Annotated in this window: 11 protein-coding genes; 10 read left to right on the top strand and 1 reads right to left on the bottom strand. The window is 51.8% G+C overall.

Features of this window, described 5'->3' with window-relative positions:
- Positions 1-83: 83 nt before the first annotated feature.
- Positions 84-878, bottom strand: coding sequence for a transporter substrate-binding domain-containing protein (locus HBA93_RS00745; RefSeq protein ID WP_286201683.1), 795 nt, complete (start codon positions 876-878; stop codon positions 84-86).
- Positions 879-1,118: 240 nt separating this feature from the next.
- Between HBA93_RS00745 and HBA93_RS00740 the strand changes: the two genes are divergently transcribed.
- The 10 genes from HBA93_RS00740 (at position 1,119) to HBA93_RS00695 (ending at position 13,353) form a co-directional block, all read left to right on the top strand.
- A complete protein-coding gene (locus HBA93_RS00740; protein ID WP_221721988.1) occupies positions 1,119-2,030 on the top strand; it encodes a LysR substrate-binding domain-containing protein in 912 nt (303 codons plus the stop codon).
- A 391-nt stretch (positions 2,031-2,421) separates the two neighbouring features.
- Positions 2,422-3,108: a GntR family transcriptional regulator gene (locus HBA93_RS00735; protein WP_221721987.1), complete on the top strand. Its 687-nt coding sequence runs from the start codon at positions 2,422-2,424 to the stop codon at positions 3,106-3,108.
- A 190-nt stretch (positions 3,109-3,298) separates the two neighbouring features.
- Positions 3,299-4,864 carry an ABC transporter substrate-binding protein gene (locus HBA93_RS00730; RefSeq protein ID WP_221721986.1) on the top strand — a complete coding sequence of 522 codons (1,566 nt, stop codon included), beginning with the start codon at positions 3,299-3,301 and terminating at the stop codon, positions 4,862-4,864.
- Between the two features lie 233 nt (positions 4,865-5,097).
- Positions 5,098-6,669 (top strand): ABC transporter substrate-binding protein, encoded by a 1,572-nt coding sequence (locus tag HBA93_RS00725; RefSeq protein WP_502909998.1) that lies wholly within the window; start codon positions 5,098-5,100, stop codon positions 6,667-6,669.
- A gap of 68 nt (positions 6,670-6,737) precedes the next feature.
- The gene (locus tag HBA93_RS00720) at positions 6,738-7,709 is read left to right on the top strand and encodes an ABC transporter permease (protein WP_121993883.1); all 972 of its coding nucleotides are present in this window, start codon (positions 6,738-6,740) and stop codon (positions 7,707-7,709) included.
- A gap of 9 nt (positions 7,710-7,718) precedes the next feature.
- A complete protein-coding gene (locus HBA93_RS00715) occupies positions 7,719-8,666 on the top strand; it encodes an ABC transporter permease (protein ID WP_121993884.1) in 948 nt (315 codons plus the stop codon).
- A gap of 5 nt (positions 8,667-8,671) precedes the next feature.
- A complete protein-coding gene (locus tag HBA93_RS00710) occupies positions 8,672-9,865 on the top strand; it encodes an amidohydrolase family protein (protein WP_221721985.1) in 1,194 nt (397 codons plus the stop codon).
- Positions 9,862-11,376 carry an amidohydrolase family protein gene (locus tag HBA93_RS00705; RefSeq protein ID WP_122008978.1) on the top strand — a complete coding sequence of 505 codons (1,515 nt, stop codon included), beginning with the start codon at positions 9,862-9,864 and terminating at the stop codon, positions 11,374-11,376. The genes HBA93_RS00710 and HBA93_RS00705 overlap by 4 nt, the downstream gene beginning before the upstream one ends.
- Before the next feature lies 1 nt (position 11,377).
- Positions 11,378-12,370, top strand: a complete 993-nt coding sequence (locus HBA93_RS00700) for an ABC transporter ATP-binding protein (RefSeq protein WP_221721984.1) — start codon at positions 11,378-11,380, stop codon at positions 12,368-12,370.
- Positions 12,370-13,353 carry an ABC transporter ATP-binding protein gene (locus tag HBA93_RS00695; RefSeq protein WP_221721983.1) on the top strand — a complete coding sequence of 328 codons (984 nt, stop codon included), beginning with the start codon at positions 12,370-12,372 and terminating at the stop codon, positions 13,351-13,353. Before HBA93_RS00700 ends, HBA93_RS00695 begins: the two co-directional genes overlap by 1 nt.
- Positions 13,354-13,479 lie beyond the last annotated feature (126 nt).

The raw sequence follows: 13,479 nt of genomic DNA, 5'->3' as shown, positions 1-13,479 counted from the left end.
TCTGTCCTGCCATTGGTTTTGGCAGGACAGAAGGACAGAGCCTGTAAAAGGAACGCTGCTTCAGGCTTCGGGGGAGGCGGGGATTATTTTAGATAGGCGCTGGCATTGACCGGACGCGCCATAATGTCGAAGTCGAAATATTGCTGGCGGATCTTGTCATAAGTGCCGTTTTTCATAATTGCATCAAGCGCTGTGTTCAGGCGATCCGCCAGATCGCCGCTGTCTAAGCGGACAGCCATGGCATTGCCCTGTGCCGCATCGAGAATGAAAGGCTTACCGGTAAATTCGCAGCAATTGCCGCTGTCCTGTGCCAGCCAGTCGCTCAGCGCCATCTGACTTTCCAGCACCATGTCAAGACGGCCGCTGTCCATATCGAGGAACGCTTCGCTGAGAGAATTATAGAGTTTCACTTCATTATCGGGGAAATATTCTCTGAGAGTCTCAACGGCTACAGACCCGGACTGCGTGCCGATGATTTTGCCTTCCAGAGCCGCTTTAGAGACATCCTGAATACCGAGATCTTTGCGGGCGATGAAATGCATCGCATTGAAATAATAAGGCTTGCTGAAGCCGACTTGCTTTTTGCGCTCGTCATTGATGGCCATGGAAGCAATCATGACATCAAATTTGCCGGATTGCAGGGCAGGGATAATCCCTGACCATTCATGGGTGCTCCATTCACACTCAATTTTCATTTCTGCGCAGACGGCCTGACCGATATCATAGTCGAAACCTTTGATTTCGCCACTGCCGGATACGTAGTTAAAAGGCTTGTAATCGCCTTCAGTACCGATGCGCAGTTTTTCCGCGGCCATTGATGGTGCCGTGAACAAGCCGAACAGCAGGTAGCCTGCCGCTGTTACAGATAAAGCTTTCATGAGAGTTCCCCTGATTATATTCTTTTAATATCCGGAACGATTTTAAAGCTGAATGCGTCGTGCTTCCTCACACTGGCGCAATGTGCTTTTTATCAATTAAAATATTGATATTAATTGATAATTTTATTTTCATATTTTGTTTATGGTTGGAGCATGATGGATTTTATAACCGTATGCAATGTGAAAGAATTGACGTAAGGTATCGAAATAATTCATATCTGAGTATGAAACGGGGAAGAGATGCGCGATTTGCCGGGGCTGAAATCATTACGGGCATTTGAGGCGGCAGCGCGTGGCGGCAGTCTGACGGCGGCGGCTGATGAATTATGCGTCGGGCAGGGCGCAATCAGCCATCAGATCCGGTTGCTTGAGGATTATCTCGGCTTGCGGGTGTTTATCCGCAGGCAACATGGTGTGGAACTGACACAAGAAGGCACCCTGCTTTTCACCTCCTGTCAGCGGGCATTCGACGATCTGGCCGGAACCATCCGGCATATCAGTCCGCGCACTGCGCAGAAGATCTTGCGCGTCAAAGTCGGGCCGTTCTTTTCAATGAAAATTATTGCACCGCGCATTTCCGAATTTTTGGCGCAGCATCCGGGTTTGCAGCTGCATCTGTCCCATCTTGATACTAATGTTCCCGCATCGGGGCAGCCGGATATTGTGATTGATTATCGTCTGGGTGCGGTTACCGGAAAATTCTCCCGTCAATTGCTGCGGGAAAGGCTGGTGCCGGTCTGCGGTGCATCAATCCGTAATCAATATGACAGCGTGGGGGAATTACTATGCAGCAACCGGCTGCATTATCGTTCTGTTTCTGAATGGCAGAGCTGGATTGCTACTTCCGGCCTGATGCTCGGGCATAGCCAGCAGGATCTGATTTTTGATGACCAGCATATTATTCTGGAAGCGGTGAAAGAGGGGCAGGGCGTGGCACTGATTGATCAGGCGCTGGTCGAACAGGAATTACGCACCGGTCAGATGGTCTTGGTGTCAGAACATAGTTTTGAACCGCAGGAAACCTACCAGTTTGTCTGTCAGGAGGATTTGTTCCGTTCAAAGCCGGTAACAAAAGACTTTCTCGACTGGTTGTTGCGGGAAGTGGCATTGCGTCGGAAACAACAGGATTCCACCGCGCTCTTTCTTGATTAGCTTGTCATTTATCGCGGCAGTGCCTTGCGCTGGATCATGGCAATATTATTCCGTCCAAGGTCAATGCCAAGCTGACTGCTTTCCGTGGCTATATGGAAACCGCAAAAGTTCTGGATTGAGATGCGGTCAACAAAAAACCGCCAGATATGGAGCCGCCGCTGGAACCGCACTATCGAGCGTTAATCAGCTGTTTTCTGTTTAAAATATACATGGCTTGCGATCTCTGATTGCTGGCTTTTATTTTACCTTCTTGATATTTACGCCTATTTGTCAGACATTCAGCATCAATATTCAGAACAATCATGTCGACATTCTCTTGAAAATAATTAAACAGGCAGGATTATGCATGCCTGATACGAATTGAGAGATAAGTGAAATAACGGGAGTTTTCATGTCCAAGGCAGAAAGTGCCCAGGCTACACCGGCAAATCAGATATTTGACAGGATATGGCTCTCAATTGCCGAGCGGAAACTGAAGCCAGGCACACGGCTGAAAGAAGAAGAGCTGGCGGAAATCTTTGATGTCAGCCGTGCGCGTATCCGTCAGGCTTTGGCGACGCTTGAGCGTGAAGGGCTGGTGACAATTCAGGCTAATCGCGGCGCATTCGTCTCTGAACCATCGGTGGAAGAAGCGCGGGACGTATTTTATGCCCGTCGCGCTATTGAACATCGTGTGGTTGAGCGTCTGTGCGAACGTATCAGTAAAGATCATGTTGCGCGCCTCAATGCCCATGTGGAAGAAGAGCGCAATGCGGACCGGCAGGGTAATCGCACGGATATTATCCGTTTGTCCGGTGGTTTCCATCTGTTGTTGGCAGAGCTTGCAGGATCTTCATTCCTCTACGGTATTGTTAAAGACCTTATTTCACGCACATCGTTGATTACAGCTGTTTACCGTTCACGCCATTTGCATAATTGCGGACCGGATGAGCATCAGGCGATTGTTGAACATATTGCCCGCGGTGATACGGAAGTGGCAATCAAAGCCGTGATTGAGCATCTCGATCGCGTGGAATGCGAACTGGAACTGGAAGATGATAAAGACCAGTCCTATAATCTGCGTGCTGCCTTGCTCTGATTATCGTTTCTGATTTCAAAATCTTAACTCCGGAAGCCTGATGGTTTGCCGGAGTTTTTTATGTCATTTAGAATATTTGATGACAAATATGTTGACAATTATGCCTACATAAAACATCGTTCTGATATGCAATTTACTTTGCCGCCCCGAGGATGGAGGGCGGCTGCATATGTCGGCGAGAGGGGCGACCATGACTTCATTACTCAAAAAACTATTATTCTGTACGGTTGCGACTTGTATCAGCACGGCAGCTTTTGCTGAGACACTGCGCTGGGGCGGTGCACGCGATATTTTCTCGCTTGATCCGTATTCCTATGGCAGCACGTCCAATCTGGCGTTTCTGAACCATATTTACGAAGGTCTGGTACGCTATACGCCTGAATTCGTTGTCGAACCTGCGCTGGCGACAAGCTGGGAACTGATCGATAACAAAGTCTGGCGCTTCAAACTGCGCGAAGGTGTGAAATTTCAGGACGGTTCCGATTTCACCTCGGCAGATGTTGTCGCTTCGATGAAGCGCGTCAGCCATCCGTCTTCACCGTTGCGTGGTAATATTCCGCTTTTCGTTGGTGCGACGGCCGTTGATGATTATACGGTTGATATTGAAGTCTCTTCGCCGAGCCCGCTGTTCCTCAACGATATGACTAATATTTTCATGTTCGATGCGGATTGGCTGGTGAAGAACAATTCCGAGATGCCGACTGATGTCGGCGGTCAGGTTGAAGGCTATACCACTTTCCACACCAATGGTACGGGGCCGTTCAAACTGGAAAGCCGTGTACCGGACAGCAAGACTATTCTTGTGAAGTATGACGGCTGGTGGGATAATGCAAAGCATAATCTCGATCGTATCGAATTCACGCCGATTGCTTCGCCTGCAACTCGTGTTGCCGCACTGCTCTCCGGTGAAATTGATTTGGTAGACGGCGTGCCGCTGCAGGATGTAAAGCGTCTGGAAAGCACGCCGAATATCCGTGTGGAACAACGTCCTGATCTGCGTACCATCAATCTGGTGTTCAACCGCAAGGAAAAGCTGAACGACGGCCGCGATAATTTTTTCAATGATATTCGGGTACGTCAGGCGATTGACCATGCGATTGACCGTGAACTGATTGCCAAACGCGTGATGCGCGGCATGACCCATACAGCAGGTACAGTGGTTGCACCTGAAATTCCGGGCTATACAAAAGAGCTGGATATTCCGACAAAATATGATCCGGAACTGTCCAAGAAACTGCTGGAAGAAGCCGGTGCTGTCGGTTCTGAATTTACTTATCTCTGCATGAATGATGAGAGCGTGAATGAAGAAGATGTCTGCTCGGTGATTGTGACTATGCTCAGCCGTGTTGGTCTGAAACCGAAGATCGATATTGCGCCGCGTGCTGTGCAGGCACCGAAACGTTCCAGCGGTAAATCCGATATGTTCATGATCGGCTGGGCGAATGAGCCGACACTGGATGCCTATTCCATTCTGGTTCAGGTTCTCTCAACCCGCAAAGGTGCTGCCGGTGTAGCCAATTATGGCGGCTGGTCTTATCCGGAGCTTGATGCGCTGACTGAAAAAGCGGCTCTTGAGATGGATCGTGACAAGCGTCTGGCACTGGAATCCGAGGCGCTCGGTATCGTCAAGTCTGAAGTGATTATGATCCCGTTGCATCAGCAGCCTATGGCATGGGGTATGACCAAAAAAGTGGAAGATGTCACCATTCGTGCCGACAATAAGCCGCGCCATTGGCTAACACGTATCACTAAATAAGCGTAATATTTGTTGAATTTCGATATTTACAGCGCTTGTAAGGTCAACTTACAGGCGCTGTTTTTGTTTTAAGATCAGGTTTTCCCCGATATTATATGTTTTCTCTAATGCTTTGTAAAAAAATATGTCGACAATTTAGTTGACAATGAAATCTGAATTCCACACACTCTCCCCGTCCGGACAAAACACCATCAAGAGTGAAGAGCCGGTTGTCTTTTTTGGGGAACAAATTCATGAAATTCAGAAAATCGATCCTCGCGGGTTTGATGGCTTTTGCATTAGGTCATACCGCGCATATTGCTTCTGCTGAGACATTGCGCTGGGGAGCTGCACATGATGTCTATTCGATGGACCCTTATTCCTACGGCGACAGCTATACGATTGCGTTTCTCAGTCACATTTATGAAGGGCTCGTGCGCTATAATGCCGATCTGAAGATCGAGCCTGCTCTTGCAACCAGCTGGGAGGTTGTCGGCGAGAACACATGGCGCTTTAATCTGCGCAAAGATGTGAAGTTCCATGACGGTGCGGATTTCACCGCTAAAGACGTTCTGGCTTCGCTCACCCGTGTAAGCCACCCGACATCGCCGCTGCGTGGTAATCTGCCGGCCTATAAATCCGCTAAAATTGTTGACGACTATACAATCGATATCGAGCTGACTGGCCCTTATCCGCTGCTGCTCAACGACCTGACCAATATTCATATGTTTGATGAAGACTGGCTGGTGAAAAACGATTCTCTGCTGCCAACCGATGTGGGCGGGCAGAAGGAAGGCTATGCGACCTATAACACCAATGGTACCGGCCCGTTCAAGCTTGAAAGCCGTGTGCCGGATAGCAAAACTATCCTGCTGAAAAATGAAGGCTGGTGGGATAAGCCGCAGCATAATATCGACAAGATCGAATTCACCCCGATCACCTCTGCAGCAACCCGCGTAGCAGCTTTGCTTGGCGGCGATGTGGATTTCTCTGAATCCGCACCGACACAGGATCTGGCGCGTTTGGCTTCAGCTCCGGGGCTGCGCCTGATGGAGCGCACTGATCTGCGCACTGTGTTTGTCGGCTTCCAGCGTCGTGAGAAGCTGCACAACGGTAATGAAAACCAGTTCAACAAGCTGGGTGTGCGTCAGGCTTTTGCCCATGCACTGGATATGGATCTGATTAAAAAGCGCATTATGCGTGATAAATCCCGTAATGCCGGTACGATTATTGCACCGGAAATTCCGGGCTATGTGCCGGAGCTGGATACGCTCTACGGCTATGATGTGGATAAAGCGAAATCGCTGCTGAAGGAAAACGGCGCGGAAGGTTTCCCGTTCACACTGGTCTGTACCTATGAGAATTACCTGAATGAAGAAGAGCTGTGCAACGGCATGATTTCCATGCTGACCCGTGCAGGTTTCAAACCGTCGCTGGATATCGGGCCGACAGCCGTACAGGCACCGAAGCGTACAGCCGGTCAGGCGGATGCCTATATTCTCGGCTGGGCGAATGAGCCAATGCTCGACAGCTATTCTATCCTGATGCAGGTCATCCAGACCAAATCCGGCGTTGCCGGTGTGTTCAACTGGGGCGGCTGGTCCTATCCGGAACTGGACAAGCTGGTAACAACAGCTTCCACAGAAATGGATCGTGAGAAGCGTCTGGCTTTGCAGACACAGGCACTGGAAATCGTCAAAAAAGAAATCATCCAGTTGCCGCTGCATCAGCAGCCGATTGCATGGGTTCTCACCGATAAGGTGGAAAGCGTTGTCCAGCAGGCTGATAACAAGCCGCGTCACTGGCTGACTGTTCTGAAGAAATAATAAAATTAGCTATGCCGCAGTCATGCAGATTGCGGCATAGCATGATTATCCTTGGGAGAGGGAACTGAATGCTTGTATTTATAATCAAGCGACTGGCAAATGCGGCGATGGTTATGCTCGCCGTGGCATTGCTGGCTTTCATGATTTTCCGTTTTGCGGGCGATCCTGTTGAACTGATGGCCAATGAACAGATGAGCCAGATCGACCGTGACAATCTGCGCGAGCGGCTGGGGCTGAATGACGGTTTTATCACACAATATGTGCGTTTCGTCAGCGATGCTGTTCAGGGCAATTTCGGTATTTCCTACCGTAACGGTCAGGAAGTGCTGGGGCTGATCGCCGAGAGCTTTCCCGCAACGATGGAGCTGGTGATTGTCGCTACGCTGCTGTCGCTGATTATCGGTATTCCGATGGGGGTGATTACGGCCATCCATCGCGGCAAATGGTATACGGAGCTGTTCCAGTTCGCCTCGATCATCGGCGTGTCCCTGCCGAGTTTCGTAGTCGGTATTCTGCTTATTCTCGTCTTCTCGGTAAGTTTTGGTTTGCTGCCCGCCTTCGGCCGCGGCGATGTTGTGCAGCTCGGCTGGTGGTCAACAGGCTTCCTCACCCATTCCGGTCGCATGGCGCTGATCCTGCCGTCTATTGCTTTGTCGCTTTATCAGATTACGTTGATTATGCGTCTGGTACGCGCTGAAATGCTGGAAACCCTGCGCTCCGATTTCGTTAAATTCGCTCGCGCCCGTGGTATTCCGCGCTATCGCATCTATTTCCGTCATGCATTGCGCAACTGCCTGATGCCGGTTGTGACCATGACCGCGATGAATGTCGGTTCTCTGATCGCCTTTGCACTGATTACAGAAACTGTATTCCAGTGGCCTGGCATGGGTATGCTGTTCATTCAGGCTGTAACCTTCATCGATATTCCGGTAATGGCCGCCTATCTTTGCATTGTTTCTTTCATCTTTGTTGCGCTGAACACGCTTGTTGATATCACCTATGCGGTGATTGATCCGCGCCTGCGCGCCGCTACACGTTAAGGGGCTCTCATGACAGACAAAATAAACGCCCCGCTTGTGAAACCGCAAAGCCGCTGGCAGCGTATGCGCGACAGTGATCTGTGGTGGTCATTCACCCGCAATAAACCGGCAATGATTGCAGCTTTTCTGTTGCTTTTCATGATTGTTACCGCTTTTGCAGCACCACTGATTGCTCCGCAAAATCCGTTTGATCCGTCACAGCTTGATCTGTGGAATTCCGAACTGCCACCGATCTGGAATGCGGACGGTCAGTGGCCATATCTGCTGGGTACAGACACGCAGGGGCGCGATATTCTCTCCGCCATCCTTTACGGGTCGCGTATCTCCATCCTGATTGGTGTGGCTTCCGTTGTGCTGTCGCTGATTGTGGGCTTAAGCTTTGGTCTGATCGCCGGTTATATGCAGGGCATTATCGATAATCTGCTGATGCGTATCGGTGATGTGCTGCTTTCGATCCCGACTATTCTGATCGCAATTCTGGTCAGCGCTGTGGTGCGTCAGATGTTGCCTGCCGACCTGCGTGATTATGCGGCTGCGGGTGTTCTGGTGCTGGCGATCACACTGTCCGGCTGGGTGCAATATGCCCGTACCGTGCGTGCGCAGACGATTGTTGAGCGCTCCAAGGAATATGTGCAGGCTGCACGTCTTCTGAAAGTGCCGTCCCGCCGTATCATGATGTACCATATTCTGCCGAATACACTGACGCCGATCCTTGTGGCCGCGACGCTCAATTTCGGTATGGCAATTCTCACCGAAGCCACGCTCTCCTTCCTTGGTATCGGCATGCCGCCGAGCCAGCCGAGCCTTGGCACACTGATCCGTCTGGGCAACCAGTTCCTGTTCTCCGGCCTGTGGTGGATCACCGTTTTCCCTGTTCTGCAGCTCTGCCTGCTCGTTGTTTCTGTCAACGTGCTCGGCGACTGGCTGCGCGATGCCCTTAATCCGAAACTGAGGTAAAATTTATGTCTGATCTTTTGTTGCGCAATGTGCGCCCGCAGGCAGGTGCTCTCACCGATATTCTGATCCGTAATGGTCGTATCGTTGAATACGGAACCAATCTCAGTGCGGATGATGTGGCTGTTGAGGATGGTCAGGGACATATTGTTATCCCTGGTCTGATTGACGCTCATACCCATCTGGATAAAACCAACTGGGGTCTCGACTGGCATGTAAACGGCAAGCAGGCGAGCTTGCGCGAGCGTATTGATTTTGAACGTGAAAAGCGTCTCGAAATCGGCCTCGACCCGCATATTCAGTCGATGCGCCATGCGATTGGTCTGATCGCTCACGGTTCCAGCCATATTCGCAGCCATGTGGATATTGATACGACCCATGGCCTGAAAATTCTCGAAGGCGTGTTTGAAACCCGCGAGAAACTCAAAGACCTGATCGACATCGAAATCGTGGCTTTCCCGCAATCCGGCCTGATGGTGATGCCGGGTACATTGGAACTGCTGGATGAAGCGTTGCGTCAGGGCTGTGAAGTGCTGGGCGGTATTGATCCTTGCGGTATCGACCGTGATCCGAAAGGCCAGCTGGATGCGCTGTTTGCCTTGGCTGTGAAACATGGCAAGCCGATTGATATTCACCTGCACGAACTGGGTGAGCTCGGCGCTTTCACTATGGAACTGATCTTTGAGCGTATCCGTGCCAATGGCATGCAGGGTAAGGTCGCGATCAGCCATGCTTTCACGCTGGGTGCGAATGATTATCTGCGTGTTTCGAGCCTGCTTGAGCAACTTCGTGAACTCGATGTTGCCATTCTCACGACCGGCGCACCTTCTGTTCCGGTTCCGTCTGTGCTGCGCCTCAAAGAAGCGGGTATCCGCATGGGTGCCGGTTGTGACGGTATCCGCGACACATGGGGCCCGTGGGGACAGTCGGATATGATCGACCGTGCCAAAGTGATCGGCATGAAAAACGGCCTGCGTCGTGACGTTGATCTGGAACATGTGCTGCATATTTGTTCGCAGGGCGGTGCTGATGTGATGCAGCTGGAAGGCTATGGTCTGGATGTTGGTTGCAAGGCTGACATGACATTGCTCACCGGTCAGACACTGGCTCATGCCGTTGTTGATGTGGCACCACGTCCGCTGGTGATTAAAGGCGGTCGTGTTACTGCGCGTAACGGTAAAGCAGTGGTGGAAATGCCATGACAGACAAGACACAATTCACTGCACTTGAAAGCCTGAAGCTGGGTGCGCGTCCTGAAGGGCGTACACTGCTCACAGCACAATGGGTGCTGGGGCATATTGATGGCCAGCACCGCTTGTATAAAAACGGTGAAGTGGTAATCGAAGACGGCACTGTGCTGTTCGTCGGTCATGATTTTGCCGGTGAGGTTGCACGCCGCATTGATCTCGGCAACGCGCTTATCAGTCCGGGGCTGATTGATCTCGATGCGCTGTCTGATCTCGATACGACCATTCTCGGTATTGACCACCATCCGGGTTGGGCGAAAGGCCGTGTCTGGCCAAAATCCTATATCGACAGCGGTCCTTATGAAATGTACAGCCAAGATGAGCTGGCATTCCAGAAGCGCTTCGCTTTTGGCCAGCTTCTGCAAAACGGTATCACCACTGCAGCACCGATTGCCTCGCTGTTTTACCGCGAGTGGGGTGAAACTGTTGCGGAGTTTGACGCGGCAGCGGATGCCGCCGGTGATCTCGGCCTGCGTGTTTATCTGAGCCCTGCTTACCGTTCCGGCGGCATGATGCTGGAAAAACCGGGCAAGATTGTACCGGTCTTTAACGAAGAGCGCGGCTTTGCCGGTCTCAAGGATGCTGCGGATTACATCACCCGCCAGAATGGCCGTCATGGTGATCTGGTGCGTGGTATGCTGGCACCGGATCGCGTCGAAACCTGTACCGCTGATCTGTTGAAGCGCACGCAGGATGTGGCGCGTGAGCTGGATTGTAAAATCCGTCTGCATATGGCGCAGGGGCAGATGGAGGTGGAAACAGTGCGCAGCCTTCACGGCACCACTGCGCCGGTCTGGCTCAACAGCCTTGGTGTGCTTAATGACCGGATTATTGCTCCTCATGCCACCAATGCAACAGATGAAGATCTGACACTATACGCGCAAAATAATGTGTCGATCATTCATTGTCCGCTGGTTTCATCCCGCGGCGGCAGCACGCTGAAGTCGTTCTCCAGTGTGAAAAAGCGCGGCATCAATATTGCTATGGGCACCGACACCACACCGCCTGATATGTTGATGAACCTGCTGATCGGGCTGATTACCTGCCGTATCAATGACGGTACACCGGAAAGCATCCGCTGTGCTGATCTGTTTGATGCAGCCACACTGGGCGGTGCTAAAGCACTGGGACGCGACGATCTTGGCCGCCTGCAGGCAGGCGCTAAAGCTGATATTGCCGTGTTCGGCCTTGATGATACATTCATGGCACCAAGCATTGATCCGATCACCACGCTGGTCACCGGCGGTTCCGGCAAAGTCACTAAAGCTGTGTTTGTGGATGGCCGTCTGTCGATGCGCTTTGGTGAAGTTGCAGGCATTGATATGCAGGCAGCACGCGCACAGGCACAGGCACAATATGATGGCCTGATCGCTAAATATCCTGAGCGTTCCTACAATAATCCGCCGGTCTCAGAGATTTTCCCGCCGAGCTATCCGCTGGCCGGAAAACACGGAGAGGAAGCATAATATGGCAGAAACCTCTTCTCAAAAGCCGACCCTTGAGGTCAAAAATCTGCAGGTTGATTTTCCGGGACGTCGCGGCACACTGACTGCATTGTCGGATGTCAGCCTGTCCATCATGCCGGGAGAAATTCTCGGTGTGGTTGGTGAATCCGGTGCGGGTAAATCCATGACCGGTCTGGCTGTGCAGGGCTTGCTTGAATCTCCGGGGCATATTGCCGGTGGTGAAGTTTTGCTCAATGGCCGCCGCATTGATAATCTCAGCGACAAGGAAATGCAGAAAATCCGCGGCCGTGAAATCGGCGCGATTTTTCAGGACCCGCTGACATCGCTCAATCCGCTTTTCACTATCGGATCGCAGCTGGTGGAAACCATCACTCAGCATCTGCCGCTGAACCGCAAACAGGCACAAGAACGTGCAATTTCGCTGTTGAAAGAAGTGGGCATTCCGGCACCGGAAGACCGCATCAACCATTATCCGCACCAGTTTTCCGGTGGTATGCGCCAGCGTGTTGTGATTGCATTGGCACTGGCCGCAGAACCAAAGCTGATTATTGCGGATGAGCCGACAACCGCGCTGGACGTGTCTATCCAGGCGCAGATTACTTCGCTGTTGCGTCGTCTGTGCAAAGAACATGGCACGGCGGTGATGCTGGTCACCCATGATATGGGCGTGATTGCTGAAACCGCTGACCGTGTGGCCGTGATGTATGCCGGACGTCTGGTAGAAAACGGACCGGTTGAAACCGTGCTGAAAAACCCGAGCCATATGTATACCCGCGGACTGATGAGCTCTATTCCGGCGCTGGGCAAACGTGTGGAACGGCTGAACCAGATTGATGGTTCTATGCCGCGTCTTGATGCCATTCCGTCCGGTTGCGCATTCAATCCGCGCTGCGTGAAAGCGTTTGACCGTTGCCGTAGCGAGCGTCCTGATCTGATGCCGGCTGCGGATGGTACCGGTGTCAGCGCCTGCTGGCTCAATGCGGGAGCTGCCTGATGAGTGATATTGCTATGAAACAGACACCTGCTGCCCTTGAAGTCAAAGGTCTGAGCATTTGCTTTGACGTCTCCGCACCATGGCTCAACCGTGTGATAGAGCGCAAACCGCGTCAGATGCTGCATGCGGTCAATGATATCAGTTTCAGCGTGCCGCAAGGCGGTTGCCTGAGCCTCGTTGGTGAATCCGGTTGCGGCAAATCCACTGTGGCGCGTCTGGTGACGGGACTTTACCGTCCGAGCAATGGTGAAATCCGTTTTGCGCCATCAAAAAGCGGCGCGCCATTGTCAGCCCATATGATCTTTCAGGATCCTTATGCGAGCCTTAATCCGCGCTGGCGGGTACACAGCATCATTGCTGAACCGCTGCGTGAATTGAAACTGCGTAAGACTGAAGCCGAGATCAATGATCGTGTGGAAGAACTGCTGAAAATTGTTGGTCTTGCACCATCGGACGGCAAGAAATTCCCGCATGAGTTCTCCGGTGGCCAGCGCCAGCGTATTTCCATTGCCCGCGCTCTTGCCGGTGAACCGGAATTTCTGGTCTGCGATGAGCCGACTTCAGCGCTGGACGTCTCTGTGCAGGCACAGATTCTTAACCTGATGCGCAGGTTGCAGGACGAGCTTGGTCTGACCTTCCTGTTCATCAGCCATGATATGAGTGTTGTCCGCCATATGTCGGATCGCATTGCGGTGATGTATCTGGGACGGATTGTTGAGGAAGCGGATACAGAAACACTGTTTGCTGATCCGAAGCATCCTTATACGCGTCTGCTTTTGGAAACGATCCCGAATATTGCTGAACCGCATCGTGATCGTGTGGTCGGCGGCGGTGAAGTGCCAAGCCCGCTGAAACCGCCTTCGGGTTGCACATTCCATCCGCGTTGTGCGTTTGCGGACAGCCGTTGCTCGGCAACAAAACCGGAAATGAAAACCTATGAAGATGGCAGTCGTGTTGCCTGTCATCGCATTGGTGAAATCTGAGTTTAAATTTAGACGAACCCTCCGTGCCGGATGTCTTTGGATATCCGGCACCCATCCGGCAAAAGGCGGCAGAGTTCTCTCTGTCGTCTTTTGTTTTTTGCACATAAAAAAGCCTCCGGACATCGC

Source organism: Ochrobactrum sp. SFR4 (genome assembly GCF_019730395.1).
Classification (GTDB): domain Bacteria; phylum Pseudomonadota; class Alphaproteobacteria; order Rhizobiales; family Rhizobiaceae; genus Pseudochrobactrum.
Note: the sequence above shows the minus strand (reverse complement) of the source record. Positions and strands in the feature narration are given on the sequence as shown.

Coding starts and splice junctions, on each gene's coding strand:
- HBA93_RS00720 (WP_121993883.1), top strand. CDS start 6,738: ATGCTTGTATTTATAATCAAGCGACTGGCAAATGCGGCGATGGTTATG.
- HBA93_RS00735 (WP_221721987.1), top strand. CDS start 2,422: ATGTCCAAGGCAGAAAGTGCCCAGGCTACACCGGCAAATCAGATATTT.
- HBA93_RS00745 (WP_286201683.1), bottom strand. CDS start 878: ATGAAAGCTTTATCTGTAACAGCGGCAGGCTACCTGCTGTTCGGCTTG.
- HBA93_RS00715 (WP_121993884.1), top strand. CDS start 7,719: ATGACAGACAAAATAAACGCCCCGCTTGTGAAACCGCAAAGCCGCTGG.
- HBA93_RS00740 (WP_221721988.1), top strand. CDS start 1,119: ATGCGCGATTTGCCGGGGCTGAAATCATTACGGGCATTTGAGGCGGCA.
- HBA93_RS00710 (WP_221721985.1), top strand. CDS start 8,672: ATGTCTGATCTTTTGTTGCGCAATGTGCGCCCGCAGGCAGGTGCTCTC.
- HBA93_RS00695 (WP_221721983.1), top strand. CDS start 12,370: ATGAGTGATATTGCTATGAAACAGACACCTGCTGCCCTTGAAGTCAAA.
- HBA93_RS00725 (WP_502909998.1), top strand. CDS start 5,098: ATGAAATTCAGAAAATCGATCCTCGCGGGTTTGATGGCTTTTGCATTA.
- HBA93_RS00705 (WP_122008978.1), top strand. CDS start 9,862: ATGACAGACAAGACACAATTCACTGCACTTGAAAGCCTGAAGCTGGGT.
- HBA93_RS00700 (WP_221721984.1), top strand. CDS start 11,378: ATGGCAGAAACCTCTTCTCAAAAGCCGACCCTTGAGGTCAAAAATCTG.
- HBA93_RS00730 (WP_221721986.1), top strand. CDS start 3,299: ATGACTTCATTACTCAAAAAACTATTATTCTGTACGGTTGCGACTTGT.